The organism is Zhongshania aquimaris (genome assembly GCF_019312595.1).
Classification (GTDB): Bacteria; Pseudomonadota; Gammaproteobacteria; order Pseudomonadales; family Spongiibacteraceae; genus Spongiibacter; species Spongiibacter aquimaris.
The window spans coordinates 1,134,108-1,154,359 of sequence record NZ_JAHWDQ010000001.1 but is presented as its reverse complement, the minus strand read 5'-3'; the positions used below and the strand labels follow the sequence as shown (position 1 = coordinate 1,154,359).

General features: G+C 50.8%; 12 protein-coding genes. 7 read left to right on the top strand and 5 right to left on the bottom strand.

The features are described from left to right. The first annotated feature begins 38 nt into the window (after positions 1 to 38). Entirely contained in the window at positions 39 to 1,886 is a 1,848-nt protein-coding gene (locus tag KXJ70_RS05235; protein WP_219042387.1) for a DmsC/YnfH family molybdoenzyme membrane anchor subunit, read from the top strand. A 15-nt stretch (positions 1,887 to 1,901) separates the two neighbouring features. Here the strand turns inward: KXJ70_RS05235 and KXJ70_RS05230 are convergent, their stop codons facing one another. Then, a complete protein-coding gene (locus tag KXJ70_RS05230) occupies positions 1,902 to 3,650 on the bottom strand; it encodes a bifunctional diguanylate cyclase/phosphodiesterase (RefSeq protein WP_219042386.1) in 1,749 nt (582 codons plus the stop codon). A gap of 91 nt (positions 3,651 to 3,741) precedes the next feature. Continuing rightward, positions 3,742 to 4,452 carry a DNA-3-methyladenine glycosylase I gene (locus KXJ70_RS05225; protein ID WP_219042385.1) on the bottom strand — a complete coding sequence of 237 codons (711 nt, stop codon included), beginning with the start codon at positions 4,450 to 4,452 and terminating at the stop codon, positions 3,742 to 3,744. A gap of 215 nt (positions 4,453 to 4,667) precedes the next feature. Here KXJ70_RS05225 and KXJ70_RS05220 point away from each other — a divergent pair, with 215 nt between their 5' ends. Then, entirely contained in the window at positions 4,668 to 6,380 is a 1,713-nt protein-coding gene (locus KXJ70_RS05220; protein ID WP_219042384.1) for an FAD-binding protein, read from the top strand. A gap of 198 nt (positions 6,381 to 6,578) precedes the next feature. Next, on the top strand, positions 6,579 to 9,068 hold the full coding sequence (locus KXJ70_RS05215; RefSeq protein WP_219042383.1) for an esterase-like activity of phytase family protein: 2,490 nt from the start codon (positions 6,579 to 6,581) through the stop codon (positions 9,066 to 9,068). Positions 9,069 to 9,160: 92 nt separating this feature from the next. Here KXJ70_RS05215 and KXJ70_RS05210 read toward each other — a convergent pair whose 3' ends face one another. Further along, positions 9,161 to 10,648: an FAD-dependent oxidoreductase gene (locus tag KXJ70_RS05210; RefSeq protein ID WP_219042382.1), complete on the bottom strand. Its 1,488-nt coding sequence runs from the start codon at positions 10,646 to 10,648 to the stop codon at positions 9,161 to 9,163. Between the two features lie 314 nt (positions 10,649 to 10,962). Here KXJ70_RS05210 and fabV point away from each other — a divergent pair, with 314 nt between their 5' ends. Continuing rightward, positions 10,963 to 12,153: an enoyl-ACP reductase FabV gene (gene fabV / locus KXJ70_RS05205; RefSeq protein ID WP_219042381.1), complete on the top strand. Its 1,191-nt coding sequence runs from the start codon at positions 10,963 to 10,965 to the stop codon at positions 12,151 to 12,153. Between the two features lie 124 nt (positions 12,154 to 12,277). Continuing rightward, entirely contained in the window at positions 12,278 to 13,627 is a 1,350-nt protein-coding gene (locus KXJ70_RS05200; RefSeq protein WP_219042380.1) for an MATE family efflux transporter, read from the top strand. On the opposite strand, the gene KXJ70_RS05195 is transcribed toward KXJ70_RS05200, so the two are convergent. After that, entirely contained in the window at positions 13,563 to 14,906 is a 1,344-nt protein-coding gene (locus KXJ70_RS05195) for a sterol desaturase family protein (RefSeq protein ID WP_219042379.1), read from the bottom strand. The two genes, KXJ70_RS05200 and KXJ70_RS05195, sit on opposite strands and share 65 nt — an antisense overlap. Before the next feature lie 206 nt (positions 14,907 to 15,112). On the opposite strand from KXJ70_RS05195, the gene KXJ70_RS05190 reads away from it, so the two are divergent. Together KXJ70_RS05190 and ald are read left to right on the top strand one after the other, a co-directional pair. Then, complete coding sequence (locus KXJ70_RS05190) at positions 15,113 to 15,949, top strand: MBL fold metallo-hydrolase (protein WP_219042378.1); 837 nt, start codon at positions 15,113 to 15,115, stop codon at positions 15,947 to 15,949. A gap of 67 nt (positions 15,950 to 16,016) precedes the next feature. Next, positions 16,017 to 17,132 (top strand): alanine dehydrogenase, encoded by a 1,116-nt coding sequence (gene ald, locus KXJ70_RS05185; protein ID WP_219042377.1) that lies wholly within the window; start codon positions 16,017 to 16,019, stop codon positions 17,130 to 17,132. 715 nt (positions 17,133 to 17,847) lie between these two features. Here the strand turns inward: ald and KXJ70_RS05180 are convergent. Beyond that, positions 17,848 to 20,229 carry an AsmA family protein gene (locus KXJ70_RS05180; protein ID WP_219042376.1) on the bottom strand — a complete coding sequence of 794 codons (2,382 nt, stop codon included), beginning with the start codon at positions 20,227 to 20,229 and terminating at the stop codon, positions 17,848 to 17,850. Between the last annotated feature and the right edge of the window lie 23 nt (positions 20,230 to 20,252).

Below are 20,252 nucleotides of genomic sequence, written 5' to 3'. Positions count from 1 at the left end.
GATTGTGATGTTCAGCAACCCGATCAAGGGCAGTAATTATGTGGAAAGTAAGAGACGACGAACCGGGATATGCTTTTCTCAAAGAGTCGACCGCGCCAGAAGTAAATTATTACGAGGCGCCAATTGATCTGATCGCCCGCACTGGCGGTGCACTGCCGGCTGGCCGGGAAATGTTCATCAATGAAGAGCCCGGCGTGGGTGCTAATCCCAATCGCAATAAGCAGCATGCCTTTCATTTTACCGCCGACAATTGCATAGGCTGTCATGCTTGCGAGGCTGCCTGCAGTGAAAAAAACGACAACCCCGCCCATATAAGTTTCCGCTCTGTTGGTTATGTCGAAGGCGGCACTTACCCGGATTTCAAACGTATGAATATCTCAATGGCGTGCAACCATTGCGATGACCCAGTCTGTCTAAAAGGTTGCCCAACCCGCGCTTACACCAAGCACGTAGAATACGGTGCGGTATTACAAGACCCAGAAACCTGTTTTGGTTGTGGCTATTGCACCTGGGTTTGTCCCTACAATGCGCCGCAGCTCGACCCCATTAAAGGTCAGGTTTCCAAGTGCAATATGTGTGTTGACCGCCTCGAAGTGAATTTAAAACCGGCCTGTGTATCGGCCTGTTTGGGGAATGCCCTGAATTTTGGTGTGGTTGATGATTTGCCCGAAAATCGCGAGCAGGGTAAAACCAGTATTCCGGGTTTTCCTGATCCCGAAATTACCCATCCCAATATTCGCTTTCAGCAAATTAAAAATATGCCCGATGAGGTCACGCGCACCGATGGCATGTCAGTCAAATACCACAAGGGTGAAGACGGCCAGTATCGTCCGGTGGTTGACCAGAAAAAAGGGGTGGAGCGGAAGTGGAGCTTTGCGAAATTGAGTTCGCGTGAAAATCCTCTCGTTATATTTACCTTGGTTAGCCAGACGTCGCTGGGTGCTTTCCTGATTGCGTTTTTCGGAGCCCAGTTTGGTATTAATAGCTTAGTGGCGCTGCGTGAGTCTGTTGTGTACGTTCCGCTAGTGGCCGTCACGGTCGGCCTCGCCGGTCTCGGCATGCTCATGTCGGCAACCCATTTAGGGAAGCCTTGGCGCTTCTATCGCGGCTTTAACAATCTGCGTCACTCGCCGGTATGCCGAGAAGGCTTAGGCATGTTGCTCTATATGGTTTTCGCCGGCCTACATTTATTGGCGATGCTACCAGCCAACACAGTATTTATTGAGCTGCTGGGTGAGTGGGGACGTTTCGATATGTTTGCGACAGTGAGCGGGTACCTGGCGCTCATCGCGGGTGGAGTGGGGCTATATTATATGTATCGTTGTTATCGTATACCGGCACGGCCGTTTTGGAATCACTGGCAAACAGCAACGTCATTTTTTGGCACAGCCTTAACGTTGGGAAGTGTGCTTGTCGGTTTAATTGGCGTGCCGACGTTTATTCTGCTCGGTGGCAATGTCACCCAGATTTTTTCCTTGGCGCTTGCTGGTGTTGTCATCGGTTGTGGACTCGAAGCCTTTGGTTTATGGCGTCATGCGGTCGCGATGGATGCGGCAAATAATGAAGGCAGCGTATCCCATTACATTCAGTGCACCGTATTTGGTAAAAGCTATGTGCTGCGCAATATCGTCTTGTTGGCGAATGTCAGCGTGGCGTTACTGCTGCTGACTTTGGCACCCAGTGTGCTGACCTTGGCTGCTGCATCGCTGGTTTGTGTCGCGGCGGTGGTGACAGCAATTATTGGTCGTGCGCTGTTTTATGTACTGGTTATTCCGACGACTATGCCAGGTGCATTCTTCTGGAAAAATAAGGACTTTGAAGAGCACGCTAGAGATATTGGTCTGGCCAATATGCCGCAGGTAGGTGTGGTTGCTCACGGTCATTAACTGTTTAATGTCTGATCAATGCTGTCGGCGGGAAGTATAGACACCGCCGCCAGCAAGTTTTTTAGCTGCTTTTTTTGCATCACTGGCCAGTGCGCTCACCGCATGTGCGGAGCTCACTAACATCGGGTCAGGGTGAACCAGCCCAATAGAAAGGGTCATGGTCGCGTAAAAAGTGGCGTTCCCCTTTCGGTCTTGACTGATTATTCCGCCTTCTCTGAGCGCATCATCGTCATACAGGTTTAATACCGCTTGCTCAAAGTCGGCGCAAATCCTTTCGCATTTGGGTTCAACAACAGCTGAGCGGAATACGATAATAAAGTCATCCCCACCGACGTGACCGACAAAGTCTGAGCTGGCATTGCAGTGAGACTGTATGACAGTGGCAAGAGCCTTGATAGCGCTGTCTCCCTGGCTGTAGCCATAGGCATCATTAAACGCTTTAAAATGGTTTATATCGCAATACGCTACCCAGAAATCGGCGTGCTGTTGCAATAAATTAGAGATGGTATCGTTGATGGGAACATTGCCAGGCAGCAGCGTGAGCGGGTTTGCGTGGCGGGCGCTAAGTATTTGTTGCTCGGTAATCTTGCGTAGTAAGTCCACTGTTTTGACTACGCCGAGATAGCGACCCTGTTCACTGATAATGAACTCTTGAATGAGATCCTCGCGGTCACTGTTGGTTATTTTGTAACTGGCGGCTTCGAGGCTCGTGGAGGCGTCAACGATAAGTGGCGCACTGTCCATAAAATGCTTTACCGGTTTGCGGCTGTTTAATTCCCGACCAAACTCCCGAGTGTAAACATCAAGCGCCTGATGACGGGTGATCATGCCCATCGCGCTGCCGCTTTCGTCTATGAGTGGTATGGCGTTGAGATGGGTATTGTTATGAAACAAATCGATGACGCGATCTAGGCGAGTGTTGATATCAAACGCCTGGCTGGGGCTGATGAGTGTTGAAATAGTGCCAGTAGCGGGTTTGACTGCTCGTTCAGATTTGGTTGAAGAGTGAAAGCCATTGCGTGTCACGGTATTGCCAATCGCGGTGCCGGGGCGGTGAAAGTAATATCCCTGCATAAGCCGAATGCCCATATTGTGGAGCGCTTCAGCTTCCTCACGGAGCTCAATACCCTCAACAATAATTTTGGCATTTGTTGTGGCGGCAAGTGCTAGCAAGCCCTGCATAAATTGCGCTTTGTAAGCATCGCGATGGATGTCTTGAGCAAAGTGACGGTCAATTTTTATATAATCGGGTTTGAGTTCGAGCCAGCGCTGTAAACCGCAGTAGGCCGCACCTAAGTCGTCTATTGCAATGCCAAATCCGGCGTCGCGGTAGGGTGCTAGTACAGCGCGAAACGCGTCGAAATCCGCTATTGCCTGACGTTCGCACAGTTCTAGCACAATATTGCTTGGGCTTAGTTTGGGGTTGGCCTGAATGCTGCGCATCAGCTCGGATTGGCAACGTGGGTCTAGCAATGTCGAGGGATGAATATTGAGAAATAGGCGTTGCTCTGCTCCAGCATCAAATGCGCTGCAGGCAATGTTCCAGCACAGAAATTCAAGGTCTGTCATCATTTCGCAGTGCTGGGCATGCTCAAACAGCTGGAGAGGGCTTTGCATTGGCCCTGCAGGTCCGCGACACAATGCCTCATAGGCGAGGATGCTCATGTCAGTGGTATCGACAATGGCTTGGTATACGCTAACGATGTCACGTCGATAAATAATACTTTGGATATTCAGGCTGTTGTCAGCGCTAAGAGCGTGCATCACGTGGCTGGCTCGTCAGTTGCGGCTTAGTTGTAGTGTCATAATGCCAGCGAAATATGACAGTAGAATGAAAAAACCAACGGCGGCAAGCTTAGGCCGGCCCAATCGATAGCGCTAATATCATGCTCAGTTCGCACAGAGAGCGGCCGCTTTCAGCACGCATTTCATTAAACGCCTTTTGCACTGCGGCTAGGTCGCGCTGACTGCTAATCTGGGTTTTGTCGACAATACCTTCAGCGCATAATGCGGTGCAAACATCTCTGCTGAGAACAAAGGTGTCCTTGCCCATAAACCGTAAAAAATACTGTCCTGAATTGCCGCCGAGGCGATTGCCGTGCTTTTTAAGGTAAGCCCACAAGCCGACAATGTTGTCCTCTGGCCAATCGGCGATAAAACGCCCGAAAGAGCCAAACTCCCGCTGAATATCCAGGATGAACAGGGCGTTTTCCTGCACTGATTTCACCTTGGTCAGATTGCGCACAATGCGAGTGTCACTCGCCATGTCTTCAATCTCTTCAGGCGAGCGCGAGGCGACCCAAATGGGCAGGAAATGATTGAATACGGTTTCAAAGCCGTCCCATTTGAGCTGGATTATCCGCCACACAAAACCGGCTCGAAACACGCAGGCGGTCATTTCAGCCAAGTAGCGGTCGTCTTTAATAGCGGTTAGCGCTTTGTGGCTCAGAGCTTGGGGAAGCCTTTCTTCCACAGCAGCGATGGAGCCGTGCTGAATAATCGCGCGCTCTAAGTAGCGTTGATAAAGTGACGGTGCAAGGGCGGATTTGGCTTTAGAGCGGGTCATAGTTACTGGCCATATTGTATTGGTGACGTGTTCGAATCGGTAAGTGGTGAATATATTTCATTGTATAGAGCTAATACAGACGGATGATAGGGCTTATATAGCAAGCGGTTTATCATGATCTATCTTTGAAGCGTATATTACGAGAGATTACGGCTGTTGGTTTTTGCCGCGGTTCGAGCCTATCAAGGCCAATCAAGTTTGTGGGAACAAAAATAATGACTGAAGTAAAGTGGGATCAAAGCGTAGACGTACTCGTGGTCGGCAGCGGCAATGGCGCATTGACCGCCGCACTAAGCTGTTACGAAATGGGCGTAACCGACGTTCTTGTGGTGGAAAAATCCGACAAAATCGGTGGTACCAGTGCCACTTCTGGGGGCGGAGTTTGGATCCCGAATAACCGTTATGCGAAGGCGGCGGGTGCACAGGATAGCGTAGCAGACGCCAAACAGTATTTGCTCAGCACAACCCCGGCTGGCGCGGTGCCAGAAGAAATGGTGGATGCGTATTTAATCAATGGCCCCAAAATGATTAATTTTCTGCATGAGCGCAGCGATGTGCGGTATGAAACTCTGGAGCATTACCCAGATTATTACACCAATGTAGACGGCTCGCGCACTGGCCACCGCTCAATGGAACCCGAGCGTTTTGATTCGTCGCTATTGGGTGACGATGTTAAACGCCTGCGTCCAAGCCACCATATGATGCGGATGTTTAGCAAAATTTATTTCACCCAGGTAGAAGCCGCACTTTTAGTGCTTCAAGGCCCTGGCTGGATCAAATTGACCATGCAACTCATTGCTCGCTGGGCCTTTGATCTGGGATGGTGGTTTCGCGGCAACGGCCTTAGCCGCCAAATCTGTACTGGCGCGGCGGGTGTGGCGCGGCTTTGGTATTCGCTAAAAAAACGCAATGTGCCGATATGGGCGAGTTCGCCGATGCAGGAGCTAATTACCGAGGACGGCAAAGTAGTTGGAGCTGTTGTCATCCGCAATGGTAAGCCCCTTCGCGTGCAGGCGCGCAAAGGTGTTGTGCTGGCGGCCGGTGGCTTTGAGCGCAATCAGCAAATGCGTGAGCAGTATTTACCGGCTCCCACCAGCACCGATTGGAGCGGCGGAGTCGAAGGTAATACTGGCGACGCGATACAGCAAGGAATTGCGCTGGGCGCTGCAACACGGCTTATGGACGGAGCGTGGTGGTGTACAACGGTGTCAGTACCGGGTGAGCCAGCACCGCGCTTAAGTGTGATGGAAAAATCGTATCCGGGGTCTTGTATTGTCAACTTGCGTGGCGAGCGTTTCGCCAATGAATCGCAAAACTATATGGCATTTCAAAAAGATCTTTATAAGCAGCACAGTGAGGCATCGCCTTGCTCCCCCATGTATCAAGTTTTCGATGCGCGTTTTCGTCGAGACTATATCGTGGGGCCATTGATGACGGCGTCCTTGAAGCCGGATTGGACAATTCCAAAAGAGTGGTTTGAGACAAAGCTAGTAGGTAAGGCGGCAACCATTCGTGAGTTGGCCGAGCAGCTAGGAATAGATGCAGATAATTTAGAGCGCACCGTAAGCAAAATGAACGCCTACGCAAAAACCGGCAAGGACGAAGATTTTCAACGCGGTGATTCTGCTTATGATCGCTACTATGGTGATCCGCGTTTCGAACCCAACCCGTGCCTTGGTGCAATTGATGAAGCCCCCTTTTATGCAATGCGTTTAGAGGCGGGGGACTTTGGCACCCAAGGTGGTTTAGCGACGAATGCCAACGCACAGGTGTTAAAAGAAGATGGCAATCCGATTGCCGGTTTGTATGCGGTGGGTAATTGCAGTGCAGCGGTTTTACCGACTTATCCTGGCCCCGGCGCTACCTTGGGACCGGCAATGACCTTTGCCTATCAAGCGGCTAAACATATTAGTGCTTACCAAGACTAAAACCTCACGACTCTGGCGCGCTATTGCGCCAGAGTTTGCGCTTTTCACGCGATCTATTTTATTTTCTCTTAATTCATCCCACCTAAAATTTGTTGTCATATAAACTCCACTTTTCTGTCATATAAGTGTCAGCGTTTTGTCGCAATCCCTCGGTAATCTCGTGCAATTAATATTTCGCATGTCATTCTTGGAGGAAAGATGCAATTTAAAAAGACAGCTTTGGCGTGGGGCATTGCTCTCGCCACCCCTTTGTTTCTCGTTGCCTGTGGGGGCGATGATGGACGTGATGGTGTTAACGGTCAGGATGGTGTTGCGGGAAATAATGGCAGTCCCGGCAGTAGTGGGGCGGATGGCAGCAATGGCTTAAACAGTTTGATTCGGCAAACTAATTTACACGTCGGCAATGAGCACTGCTTCAGTGGCGGCGTGATGATTGAGTCAGGCCGCGATAGCAATGCGGACGATAGTCTGTCTGACAGCGAAGTGACCGACACCTCGTATATTTGCGCACCAACAGTATTGAATGAGGCTAAAAACTTTAATCGTATTGCGGCCATCCCGGTGTGCTTGCAAGACGATACTAGCTGCGACTCTGACGACACCACTGCAGCTGAAATTGTGGCAGCCAGTGCTGATGGCATGACTTTAATCTACACCGATAGCCCAGCAGAGCGTATTGGCTTTGTCGATATTGCGGACCCATCTAAACCTTCTGTGCTTGGCGTTTTGGGCCTTGCCGGCGAGCCTACATCGGTTGCTGTAAAAGACGGTTATGCCTTGGTTGGTGTCAATACCGCACAAGACTTTATCAATGTGTCTGGCAGCTTAGACGTGGTTGATATTGCAAGCCGCAGCACTATTCGCAGTATCGATGTTGGCGGTCAGCCAGACTCAGTCGCGGTCAGCCCAGACGGGAACTATGCGGTTGTCGTTATTGAAAATGAGCGTGACGAAGATCTCGGCGACGGCGTACCACCGCAGCTGCCTGCAGGTTATATCGTGATAGTTAATTTGACCGGTGAACCTGCGGCATGGACCACGCAGACCGTTGCATTGACCGGTTTGGCTGACCTATACCCAACGGATCCAGAGCCTGAATTTGTCGATATCAATTCAGACAATATCGCGGCGGTTTCGCTGCAAGAAAATAATCATATTGTGCTCGTGAATTTGGCTGACGGTAGCATCGTAAATCACTTCAGCGCCGGCACTGTTGATCTAATTGGTATTGATGCAAACGAAGATGACCTGATCGATCAAAGCGAATCGCTGGATGGTGTGTTGCGCGAACCAGACGGACTTAGCTGGTTGTCGACTGAGTACTTTGTGACTGCCAATGAAGGTGACTTAGACGGTGGTAGCCGTGGTTTTACCGTGTTTAATACCGCCGGAGATGTCATTTATGACGCCGGCAACACCCTTGATCAACTAACCGTGCGCTATGGCCACTATCCTGAATCTCGTTCAGAAAACAAAGGTAACGAGCCAGAAAACGCGGAGTTTGCTGTGTTCGGTAGTGAGCGCTATTTATTTGTAAACTCTGAGCGCTCGAGCGTGGTGTTTGTTTACGATGTGGCGGATTTTACTAAGCCAGTGTTTAAGCAGTTACTGCCTGCCGCCGTCGGACCGGAAGGTGCCTTGGCGATTCCGTCACGCAATTTATTGGTGGTGGCGAGCGAAGAAGATAGTCGTGACGATGTTATGCGTTCGTCATTGAATATCTATCAGTATGGCTTCGCGTCGGCAGCATACCCAACGGTGATTTCAAATGATCGTTTAGACGGTTCGCCAATTCCGTGGAGCGCCTTATCAGGTTTATCCGCTGACCCAAGCAATAGCAATCTTATTTACGCGGTTGACGATAGCTACTATAAAAAGAATCGTATCTTCACCTTGGACGTAAGTGAGAAGCCAGCGATTGTCACCAAAGAAACACGCATCACTGATGGCAATGGTATCCTCGCGGCGCTACCAGCGGGTGTGTTAGACGCAGATGCAGTCAATGCCGACAATACCGTGAATATAGATCCTGAAGGTATTGCTAAGCTTGCCGATGGCAGCTTCTGGATTGCCTCTGAAGGCTCTGGTCACGCGGTTGATGGTCCTGTCGACAGCATGAATCTACTTGTGAAGACCGACGCAAACGGTGTTGTTACCCAAGCTGTAACATTACCTGACGCGGTAAACGCCATTCAGCGCAATAACGGTTTTGAGGGTGTTGCTGAATACCAGGGTAAACTCTATGTTGCCTTCCAGCGCGCTTGGCAGGGTGAAGCCAATGTTCGAGTCGGCGTTTACGATATTGCAAACGCAACGTGGTCATTCCTGTTTTACGTGCTAGATGCGCCAGAATCGCAAAACGGTGGTTGGGTAGGATTGTCTGAAATTACCTCAATTGGCAACGGCGAGTTTTTGGTTATTGAGCGTGATAATCAAGGCGGCCCAGATGCAGCAATCAAACGTTTGTATAAGTTTGATACGACTGGCTTGGTCGATGGTGCGACCGTGACGAAAACCTTGGTGCGCGACGTGCTGCCAGATATGTTGGCAACAGGTGGACTGGTTACGGAGAAAATTGAAGGTATTGCCTTGCTGAAAAATGGCGATGTGCTGATGGTCAACGACAATGACGGCGTTGACGACAGCAATGGTGAAACTCAATTGTTAAACTTGGGTGACATTCTGTAATCGTTATTGTGCTTGCATAAAAAGCCCGTGCGCAAGCGCGGGCTTTTTTATAATAAAAATAATAATTTTTAAAAATAGCGAATAGTGTTCTCTCAGGAAAGCGCAGCGGCTTTGCCGGCCATGCGCCCAAAGTAGGTTACATCCCCAACGGACATACCACTGGCGTAGCCCGCAGCTGTGCGCGGAATCCCGGCGGTCGTGCGGCCGGCAGCAAATAGGCCTTTTATCACATTGCGCTCAGGGGTAAGCACTTCTCCAGTGGGAAGTGTGTCTAATCCGCCCAGGGTAAAGAAGGGGTAAAATGGCCCGCGACCTAGTGTGCAGTCCAGTGCGACATAGGGTGGCTTGATGGGTCTAAGCCAGGCTTCGTGTTTATGAAAGTAGGGGTCCGTGCCAGTTTCAGCGTGCTTGTTATAAGTGTTGACGGTGTGTTGCAAGCTAGCTTCAGGTAAATCTAATTCTTGTTCTAACTCGGCAATACTGTCACCGGTGCCGGCAACGGTGGCGCCCAGGTAGCTCATTTTTTCGTAGTCGCCATAGCCTTCTACGTCGGTAATAAAGTAAATCCGCGACGAATTGCGCTGGGCAATAAGGGCGTTGTAGCCAACTCGGCCGTGGTAGCAATCTTCGTTGATGAAGCGCTGGGCTTTGTCGTTTACCAGAATGCCGTAGGTCAGCGAGGCCGGTGGATAATACGGCAGGCTGACAAAGCATTCATGCATATTGCTGGTGCCCGCACCAACACCCAAGCCCATGAGAATGCCGCTGCCAGTGTCGCCTGGATTACCAATGGGTATCAGTCCGCAGTCAAAAGTCGGCGCGTATTTCTTAACCATGTCTTCATTCATGCAGAAACCGCCAGCGCATAAAATAACGCCTTTGCGCGCGCGAACCGTTTTTTCCTGTTGATCAATTCTGACAACTACACCTTCAACGTCGCCGTCGTCATTGACGATAAGTGTGAGTGCGCGGCTGTCGTAGTGCACGTCGACCGCGCGGGCAGTGACTGCCTCGGTCAGAATTTTCATAAGTAGCGGGCCGCCGTTGTCGCCCTCTACCTCTAAATTGTGACCACGGGGAACCGGGGTGGCATGTTCGGTAAAGGGGTAGGCCTTTTCATTGCCAGTGAACAGTAAGCAGTCGTCGGTGAGTGCCATGATCGCGCGCTCTTTTAGCTCGCTTAATTTGAAGGGCACGCCATGTCCCGTCAGCCAATTATAGTGACCGATGCTGTTTTCGCAGTAGTGGCGAATTTTTTCGTCATCGGCCTGATTGCCAAAACAGGCTTTCAGGTAATTCACCATGTTCTCGGTGTCGTCGTGGTAGCCGCAGGCTTTTTGCACAGGCGTGCCGCCATTGCCGCCCATATAGATCTCTGCACTTGAAAGCGCGGTAGAGCCACCGCTGGCGCTGGCCAGTTCAAAAATACAAACCTTGCTGCCCGCATCTGCGGCTTCAATGGCGGCAGAGGCGCCGGCGCCACCAAATCCGATGATGGCCACATCGGTGTCGATGTCCCAGTGGCTGATGGATTTGCTGTTACGCGGTGCGGTCGCGATGGTTTTATTGGTTTGACTCATGGTGAACCTTAGTAAATAGACAGTATTTCAGCATTAGCACAAAGCCTGTGTGTTGCATTGCAGGCAGCGTTAACGGGAGGGCTATTGCTAGTTTGCGGTTATATTTATGGTTATAGACCGTATTGTGGTTAATCTTATTTTAATACACAGCGGCATAGCATCCGTTAAATGGATTATGTTGTATTCGGCGCTGTAGCGAGATACCTATATTAGTCGAAAGGAATGTTGACGCTGAGTATTAGTGCCAACAGGCTAGGGTGGTTATAATGCCTGTCTTTAAAATACTCGTAATTTAATCGGAGCAGGGATTCCCTATGATCATCAAGCCTCGTGTGCGCGGATTTATGTGTGTCACAACCCATCCAGTGGGTTGTGAGGCCAATGTCGGTCAACAAATTGACTACGTTAAAGCCCAGGGCCCTATTCCAAATGGCCCCAAGCGGGTGCTAGTGATCGGTGCGTCCACCGGTTACGGTTTGGCTTCGCGTATCAGTGCGGCCTTTGGTGCTGGCGCCTCAACCTTGGGTATTTTCTTTGAGAAGGAAGGTACCGAAAAGAAACCCGGAACAGCGGGCTGGTATAACTCTGCGGCATTCCATAAATTTGCTGAAGCCGAAGGCATTTACGCCAAAAGCATTAACGGTGATGCGTTTTCTGATGCAATCAAAGAAAAAACCATTGCCGAGATTAAAGCCGATTTAGGGCAGGTGGATTTAGTGGTATACAGCTTGGCGTCGCCACGTCGTCAGCACCCGAAAACCGGCGAGGTGTTTAATTCGACCCTTAAGCCTATCGGTAAAGATGTTACTCAGCGCGGCGTGAATACCGACAAAGAAACCATCGAAAATTTCACTCTCGTCGCTGCGAATGAAGACGAGATTAACAACACCGTGGCGGTCATGGGTGGCGAAGACTGGCAGATGTGGATAGATGCCCTAGACGAGGCTGGCGTGCTGGCTGATGGCGCTAAAACCACGGCCTACACCTACCTTGGTGACAAGCTAACCTGGGATATCTACTGGCACGGTACGATTGGCGCGGCTAAAAAGGATTTGGATAAACGCGTAATTAATATCCGTGAAAAGCTGGCCCGCACCGGTGGTGATGCTCGCGTTTCAGTTTTAAAAGCAGTGGTAACACAGGCCAGCTCGGCGATTCCGGTTATGCCGCTTTATTTGGCCTTGTTGTTCAAAGCGATGAAGGCAGACGGCAGCCACGAAGGCTGTATTGAACAGGTTTACGGCCTATTCAAAAATAGCCTCTACGGTGACGCGCCGATTAAAGACGAAGAAGGCCGCTTGCGCGCTGATGGTTTAGAAATGCGCCCTGAAATTCAAGCCGCTGTTGCGCAAATGTGGGATGACGTAACCACCGAGAACCTGCTGGCCACCACGGATTTTGCGGGCTACAAGCGTGAATTCCTGCGTTTATTTGGGTTTGAGATTGACGGTGTGGATTACGACGCCGATGTCGATCCTGTCGTAGAAATTAATAATATGGCGTAACGCGGTTTTGTTCGTCACTGTGTAGCAAAAAAGGAAGCTTCGGCTTCCTTTTTTAATGCCTGAATCATTTGCGAGACAGTCCCAGCTGAGCTAGAGTGTGGCGGTTTTTTGCGCCGGTAAACCCATGTCTGTTACAAATCGTCAGGAATTGCGAACTCAGCTTAAATTGGCGCTGCCGATTTTTGGTGGCCAGCTGGCGCAATCTGCAAACGGTTTTGTCGATACCGTCATGTCGGGTCGGGTGTCGGCACTAGATCTTGCTGCAGTGGCGGTGGGCGCCAGTATCTGGGTGCCGGTGTTTCTGTTTATGACCGGCATGCTAATGAGCGCGACCTCGGTCTTGGCGCGCCATGTTGGCGCCAATCAGCTCGAACGTATCAACCCTCTCGTTCATCAAGTGCTAGCCGTTGCGCTGACAATTGGCCTGTTGTCGGTGTTGGTACTCTGCAATACCGAGCCCTTGTTGCGGTGGATGGATGTCGACCCCGCGATTCGCCCCATGGTGGTCGATTACTTATTTGGCTTGAGCTGGGGAATGCCAGCCATCGCAATAGTGCTTGGGCTGCGCAGCTACACCGAGGCCATGAGCCACACTCGGCCTGTCTTACTCATCAGTGTGATTGGCTTATTGGCCAATATTCCCATCAACTACGTGCTGATCTACGGCAAACTCGGAATTCCCGCCATGGGCGGTGTTGGTTGCGGTTGGGCCACGGCCATCGTGATGTGGATTATGGCGATATTGATGGTGATATATGTGCATCGGCATCGGGCTTATCGCAGCGCGCGGTTAACATTCCTTCCCTGGCACTGGGAGCCTAAAACGGCGTTCTATTTAGTAAAGTTGGGGCTGCCGGTGGGTTTGACCATTTTCTTCGAAGTGAGCGTATTTTGTATCATCGCTCTGCTAATTAGCCAATCCGGCGCGGTGATTGTTGCCGGTCACCAGCTCGCACTTAATTTTACGTCGCTGGTCTTTATGTTGCCGCTGAGTTTTGCATTGGCAGCAACGACCCGTGTGGGTCATGCCCGTGGACGCCAGGATGAGCCTGGTTTACGCATCGCTATTTTGGTGGCGTTTAAAATTACTGTCGTCATCGGCGTGCTCATGGTGACTTTGCTCGTCGCCTTCCGTAATTGGATTCCCTTAATTTATACCGATAATGCCCAAGTCATCGCACTTGCGAGCTATTTGTTGCTTTTCGCAGCGCTATACCAAGTGTCTGACGCCGTGCAAGTGACAACCAATGGAGTGTTACGTGGCTTTGAAGACACCACTATTCCCATGCTGCTAACGCTATTTGCCTACTGGGGGGTGGGTTTGCCGATAGGCTATGTGCTGGCAACCACCGATCTTATGGTGCCAGCCATGGGGCCCAGTGGTTTTTGGCTTGGTTTGTTTGCCGGGCTTAGCTCTGCTGCTCTGTTATTAGCTCTGCGTTTACGTTGGCGCTTGGGGCAGCCCCTGCATTAAATGAGTAGCGATAACTAATTACCGTAGGTGTCGGTTGAGTATGCTTACGGCCTTCGTGTTTAACGGCGAAGTCGGTGCTCACCGGTGGTGAGTACGCAGACGAGCTAACAAGGATTCGCCACTTTTCTCGCCAGCTTGGGTTACGCAGTAATTCACTGCCAATCTGTGCCACGCCCGCAAGGGTAAGTCGCAAGGGGTTCAAATGTAGCTCGGGCTGGCCGCTTAAACCAGCGCGGGGTGTTTTGGTGCTCAGCGGGCAGTAAGTACCAAAAATAATATCCCAAATAAAGAGTGGCCCGCCGCCGATATTCACCAAATTCACCGTGCCATTTTGACCACAGTGCTCGGGCTCAGATGAGTGGTGCATATAGTGGTAAACACCGTTGCTAGAGAAAAAGCTCGCCCAGCGAATAAGCCGACTGCGGCGGCCAATCTGGTAGAGCGCAGTTTGGTGGCCAAATATTTCCGGAATTAAAATAAGACAATTAAAAATAATGACCTCGGTGTACAGCGGTTCGCTGCTAAACAGTTTGGTACAGGCGCCAAATAACAGGTTGTAGGGCAGTATTAAAAAGATAAACAAGGGCAGCGCGGTAAATACCGCCATAGTAGTAGGCTGAATCAGCGCTGGTGTCATGTGATGGGGGCGGTGAAATAGCAGCCACAAGAAACGTTGGGTGTGGCCCAGGCGGTGAAACCAGTAATGAAAAAAGCCGCTGATGACCGCAATGGAAAATACCGCCACCGGCGCCGGGGCATCGACCAGTGTGGGCACATGCGTCATAACGAACTGGTTGGCGACGTTTACATTGTGCTCAACCCAGTGCCAGCCAATATCAAAGCTTAAGCCAGACAGTAAAAACAGTGTGCCTAGGGCGAGTAGTACAAGGGGAATCGCGAGGGCGCTAAGTGTATTGCTTAGAAAAAATACCACGATCCATTTAATGGGATAGGGCTGGCCTTCTTCACGCTCGAATAAGAAGTAGCCGCCGAGCATGGCGACGACTCTGAATAGCACGGTAAAGCTCAGTAAAGAGAGTAATGCATACCACATAGCTGGCGCTTGCGAGTGCAATTCAGACAGGCTATTCAGCAGCGGTTGAAAGCTCACGTCGTCGCCAAGCCCAGGGCCAAGATAGGGGCCCAGATGCATTAGCTGCAAAAAGCCAATGCTATAGCCGACAATGAACAATATAACTAGGCCACTCGCAAGTTTACGGTAGCGCTCACCAATGTCGGGCACTTCAGACTCGAAGATAAAATGTAAAAACTTATTCATCGCCTTTGTCCGCGAGAGGGCATACTCGACACCACGGCCGCAGTGTTAAATGACACATTACATTAAAAGTGAGCATTAGTGGAGTCTTGTTGCCCGTTTTGCGAACTGCCGCAAACTAACGCCGACGCGGCAAAGTTTTGAGTCGGGGCTTGTTTCTGCCGTGCTGCGCTCTTACTCTGCAAATAATCAGTTGAAGAGAGATAGCTATGTTAGAAGCGGGTGTTTTAGAAACGTTACTGCCTGGTGTGCATCGCCTTGTTGCCCCTAATCCGAGCGTTTTGACTGGGCCGGGCACCAATACCTATTTGCTGGGCGATAAACGCATTACGGTGTTAGACCCTGGCCCCGATATACCAGAGCATATTGCGGCGATCGAAGCGGGCATTACCCAGCTTGGTGGCAAGCTAGAACGTATAGTGACCACTCACACTCACCCGGATCATTCGCCCGGTGCCGCGGCTTTACAGGCGCGTTATTCGGTGCCAGTGATTGGTGCGGAGATTGCTGACGACGGCCATCAAGATCTCAGTTTTGCGCCCACCAGTTCAGTCAGTCACGATGAATGCTTTGATGTCGACGGCAGTGTGCTGAGAGCGATATACACGCCGGGCCATGTTGGCAACCACTTTTGTTTTCTGCACGAAGCCACCGGCACAGTATTCACCGGCGACCATATTATGCAGGGCTCTACGGTGGTCATTATTCCTCCGGCCGGTGATATGGCGGATTACATTGCCTCGCTGCGATTGCTACTTGATTACCCCTTGCAATATCTCGCACCGGGGCATGGCACCTTAATCGCCACACCGACAGCAGAGATAGAGCACTTAATAGCCCATCGCCAGTCTCGTGAAAACAAGATTTGGGCCGCTTTGCAGCAAGTTAAAAAAGGTGATCTCGACGACTTGGTGATCGTTGCCTATCAAGATGTCGACGCGTCGATACACCCTATTGCAAAGTTGTCTCTGTGGGCGCATCTGCTTAAATTAGAGAAAGAGTCGCGCGCGCGACAGACTGATGGGCAGTGGGAGTTGGTGGCCTAAGCACGAAATAAATACCGCGTTTTCTGTTTTTAGAAACGCAAACTCCTCAGTCCAACGGAAGATTAAAATGCGTATCGGTATCCCCAAAGAAATCAAAGCGCAGGAATATCGGGTTGGACTCACGCCCGCTGCGGTCACGGATTTAGTGCTCGCGGGGCATAACCTATTTTTAGAAACTGGCGCTGGTTGTGGTTCTGGTTTTAGCGACGATGACTACCTTGCCGCTGGCGCGCAACTCTCGGCGTCAATGGCGTCGCTATATCAAGACGCCCAACTCATCGTCAAGGTCAAAGAGCCGCAGGCGCCTGAGGTAGCTTTGTTGAAGGCCGACCATCGTCTGTTTTGCTATCTGCATCTCGCGCCGACGCCGGACTTAACCACAAGTTTAATGGCCAGCGGCGCGCTCTGTGTTGCCTATGAAACCATTACCGATGAACAGGGGCGTCTACCTCTATTAAAGCCAATGAGCGAAATTGCAGGCCGTTTGAGTGTGCAAGCTGGCGCCCACTGCTTAGAAAAAGCGCAGGGTGGTTCCGGGGTATTACTCGGCGGCGTGTCGGGATTGGAGCCGGGCCATGTTTTGATCTTCGGCGGTGGCGTCGTGGGGAGTAACGCCGCTGATGTGGCGCTGGGCATGGGTGCCAAAGTCACATTGATAGAACCCTTTGCGGCGCGCCGAACAAGCTTGGATGCGCAATTCAAACACCCGCGTTTTTCGGTGTGCGACTCGGCAAACTTAGATTTGCGCTCTTTATTAAACGACGTCGATATGGTCGTCGGCGCGGCCTTAGTGCCTGGCGCGGCGGCACCCAAGTTATTAAGCAGAGCGGATTTATCTGCCTTGGCGGCTGGCTCCGTGCTAGTAGACGTATCGGTAGATCAGGGTGGCTGTTTTGAAACCACCAAACCGACAACGCATCTAGAGCCCACATTTTTGCTGGACGGGATTGTTCACTACTGTGTCGCCAATATTCCCAGTGCGGTTGCCAGAACGGCTAGCCAAGCCTTGAGCCAGTCGACGTTGCCCTTTGTGCATTTATTAGCTGAGCAAAACATTAAACAAGCGTTTCTCGATAATGCCGGTTTGGCGGCGGGGCTAAGTATCGCAAAGGGCAGGCTGACCTGCGCGGCGGTTGCCGGTGCGCAGGGGCGAGATGCCAGTGATTGGCTGAAAATAATTTAGAGACCTTTACACGATTTTATTCTAGCCGCTGACAGCGTCGCTCAAGAACGCCGACCGTCGTCATCCTCAACTCCATTGAGGACCCCGTCGCCTTGGAATTCGTAATACGCCGAACTGGGCGGTACGTACGTCAAGCGTCAGACGCCGGACGTCTGACGCAACGGCATTCGCTGTCGCTCATCTGGATCCCCGATCGGGGTCGGGGATGACGTAGTATGGTGTTGTCATCCTCAACTTGATTGAGGATTCAGTCGCTTTGGGATTCGTAATACGCCGAACTGTGCGGCACATACGTCAAGCGTCAGGCGCCGGACGTCCGACGCAACGGCATTCGCTGTCGCTCATTTGGATCCCCGATCGGGGTCGGGGATGACGTAGTATGGTGTTTTCATCCTCAACTTGATTGAGGATTCAGTCGCTTTGGGATTCGTAATACGCAGAACTGGGCGGTACGTACTTCAATCGTCAGACGCCGGACGTCCGACGCAACGGCATTCGCTGTCGCTCACACTGGATCCCCGATCGGGGTCGGGGATGACGTGGTAGTAAAAGGTCGGGGATGACGTAGTATGGTGTCATCCTCAACTTGATTGAGGATCCATGTCTTTTACGCTTTGCCTTACATCGCTCTTTGGTCATCTGAATAAATGTATAGTCTCATCCAGTTCGCTCGGGCTAGAGCTATACATCGAGAGCTTTTGTGCTGTCCTAAAAATTATTTCTTAAAAAATTGATTAAATATTTGCTTGGCAGCTTCGCCTTTTTCGCCACCCATTTTTTTCTCTATGAGTTCTTTGGCTTTCTCATCAATTTTATCTTTGGCTTTTTCTTTGGCCATATCTTCTATCACCCTAAAGTCTGGCAGGCAGCTGGTGGCGCCGACTTTATCGAAGGCTGCCCTGCAGCGAATAGGGATGTCGCGGTTTAGCAATTTGTCATTATTAATTTTGCAGGCCATGGCATTTTGGTCTGCTTGCGCTAGGCGAGTGTTAATAACAACGTCGAAGGTGTTTTCGTTTAAATCAATCTTACCGTTGCCGCTCAGGGCCAATTTTGTCACGCCGGAATTTAATTTTTCGATTCTGGCGATGCCGTCTTTAATCACAATTTTTGTAACGGTATCGTTGAGGTCGCTGTATAAAGGCCAATTTGTGGGGTCGAAGGTTTCCTGTTGGAATTTGGCGACCAGCTGACAAAATGCCTTTTCGATATTCATATTGCTGAGGCGCAATTTCTGCGCACTGAGCTCGATATTGCCGTCTAGGTGTTTCTTTAAACTCGCAACAGTGGTGCCACTGGTCGTCAAGTTAAAGGTCACATCGCTGACACCAGACAGCTCCTCAATCGCGGCGGCGTCCTTCAGTACTTTACCCAGAGGTAATTGCGTGCTGTTGCCACGTATCAACATTCTGGCCGCCGTGGGGCGGGTATCGAGCTGGGCATCCAGTTTAAAGGGGCTGTCATACACCAGTCCGCTAAGAGGGCTAACGGCGCTAACGCCGTCTTTGGCGATGACGTGTAAAAGAATATTCTTGAATGGCAGGTTGTTTGCCGTCAGTTCGGCTATCTGTAATTTCGCATCAACATTGAGTTTATTGAGCATCTCTCTTGGTAAGGGAATTTCGGTGTCTGCTGTCGGGCCGCTAGCTGCCGCCGGTTTTTCTGCTTTTGCCTCTTCTGGCGGTGCCGGCGGCAGGTAGTTGTCGACATTGATTTTGTCGATGTTGACCGCCAGTTTCACTGCCTGATTTTTATCGAGATCGACACTCGCATTGCCTTTAATCGTGCTCTCATCAAGGGTGGCTTGCAGCTCAGATATCACGATACGTTTATCGTTGCCGTTCAGTGAAATTGTTGTGCCGACTTTGTTGAGCGCACGTGGCTCTGCCATGACCGGCAATTCAATGCCCAAGCTGTTGGCGATTTTTTTAACATTGGTATTGGCGAGGGTGAGTTTGGCTTGGTAGTCCAGCGGGCTGATGGTTGCTTTTACATCGCCGCTGAGGTCAATGGTTTCACTGCCAATACTGGTTCTTAAAGCGAGTTTTTGCGCTTTTATCGCGTTCAGCTTGGCGTCGATGCTGAGCAGGGTCGACAGGCTCAGATCGGTTTCAATTGGCTTTTGGCTGGCGTTGCCGTAACGCAGTTTGCCGTTAATCGCCAACTCACTGGCTTCACCGCCGGGAATAACGCTGCCTTTAAAGTTAAGCGCGCTAATCTCAATAGTGCTGCCGTCCGTGGCGGCGTAACTCAGGCTTGTATCAGATATGTCTAGCGTCGGTAGCGACCAAACCAAGTCGTCGGCGATATTAACGTCGGCATCAAGGCGTAATTCTGTACTCGCCGACGCAGTGCCTAGTTCGTTTTTGTGATCAAGGCTAAGTGCTAAATCGCCGTCTTTAATAATGAAATGGTTGATGTCCTGATTAACGGTGATGTGAGAGGTGAGCTTGAGTTTTGCGTTCAGTGTTTGGGTTTCGTCTTCAAACTTCACATCGCTCTCTAAACTCAAGGGAAATGCAGTGTTCTTCAGTTGGATGTTTTCGCCATTTAGCGAAAGCCCAGACAATTCGACGTATTGGCCGGTTTGCTTATTGTTATAGATTACGTGGCTATCGCTTAAACTCAGCTTGGCAATGGCTAGCTCTAGGGCTTTGTTACCGCCCTCGTCTTTTGCGTCGGGCTTTTGCGCTTTGTCGTCAGATGCTTTGCCGATTTTAGTCCAGTTGCCCACGCCTTGTTCGTCAACGACCAAATTGGCCTTAACGCCGTCGAGTCCTATACCCTGCACAACAATGTCTTTGTTCAGCAGTGGCATGAGCGCGACGGACAGCTGCGCGGTGTCGAAACTCATTAACTTGACCTTGTCCGATGTAGCGAGGCTGGCCCCATTGATAACGATTTGAATATTGGGGAAGACCTGCCAAGACAAGTCGCCATCTAAGTGAAGAATAAGGCCCTGCTCGGCGGCCAGTTTCTCAATATCGTCTTTAAATATATTCGGATCGATCCAGAAAGCCAGTGAGGCCGCCGCGAGAGCGACCAAAAGGACGAGGCTGACAAGGGTGATGGCGAGATACTTTATGGCACGGCCCATTATTTTCTCCTAGGAATTGGATT

What these genes read in the sequence shown, in the direction of transcription:
- KXJ70_RS05235 (WP_219042387.1), top strand. Translation starts at nt 39, where the DNA reads ATGTGGAAAGTAAGAGACGACGAACCGGGATATGCTTTTCTCAAAGAG.
- KXJ70_RS05230 (WP_219042386.1), bottom strand. Translation starts at nt 3,650, where the DNA reads ATGCACGCTCTTAGCGCTGACAACAGCCTGAATATCCAAAGTATTATT.
- KXJ70_RS05225 (WP_219042385.1), bottom strand. Translation starts at nt 4,452, where the DNA reads ATGACCCGCTCTAAAGCCAAATCCGCCCTTGCACCGTCACTTTATCAA.
- KXJ70_RS05220 (WP_219042384.1), top strand. Translation starts at nt 4,668, where the DNA reads ATGACTGAAGTAAAGTGGGATCAAAGCGTAGACGTACTCGTGGTCGGC.
- KXJ70_RS05215 (WP_219042383.1), top strand. Translation starts at nt 6,579, where the DNA reads ATGCAATTTAAAAAGACAGCTTTGGCGTGGGGCATTGCTCTCGCCACC.
- KXJ70_RS05210 (WP_219042382.1), bottom strand. Translation starts at nt 10,648, where the DNA reads ATGAGTCAAACCAATAAAACCATCGCGACCGCACCGCGTAACAGCAAA.
- fabV (WP_219042381.1), top strand. Translation starts at nt 10,963, where the DNA reads ATGATCATCAAGCCTCGTGTGCGCGGATTTATGTGTGTCACAACCCAT.
- KXJ70_RS05200 (WP_219042380.1), top strand. Translation starts at nt 12,278, where the DNA reads ATGTCTGTTACAAATCGTCAGGAATTGCGAACTCAGCTTAAATTGGCG.
- KXJ70_RS05195 (WP_219042379.1), bottom strand. Translation starts at nt 14,906, where the DNA reads ATGAATAAGTTTTTACATTTTATCTTCGAGTCTGAAGTGCCCGACATT.
- KXJ70_RS05190 (WP_219042378.1), top strand. Translation starts at nt 15,113, where the DNA reads ATGTTAGAAGCGGGTGTTTTAGAAACGTTACTGCCTGGTGTGCATCGC.
- ald (WP_219042377.1), top strand. Translation starts at nt 16,017, where the DNA reads ATGCGTATCGGTATCCCCAAAGAAATCAAAGCGCAGGAATATCGGGTT.
- KXJ70_RS05180 (WP_219042376.1), bottom strand. Translation starts at nt 20,229, where the DNA reads ATGGGCCGTGCCATAAAGTATCTCGCCATCACCCTTGTCAGCCTCGTC.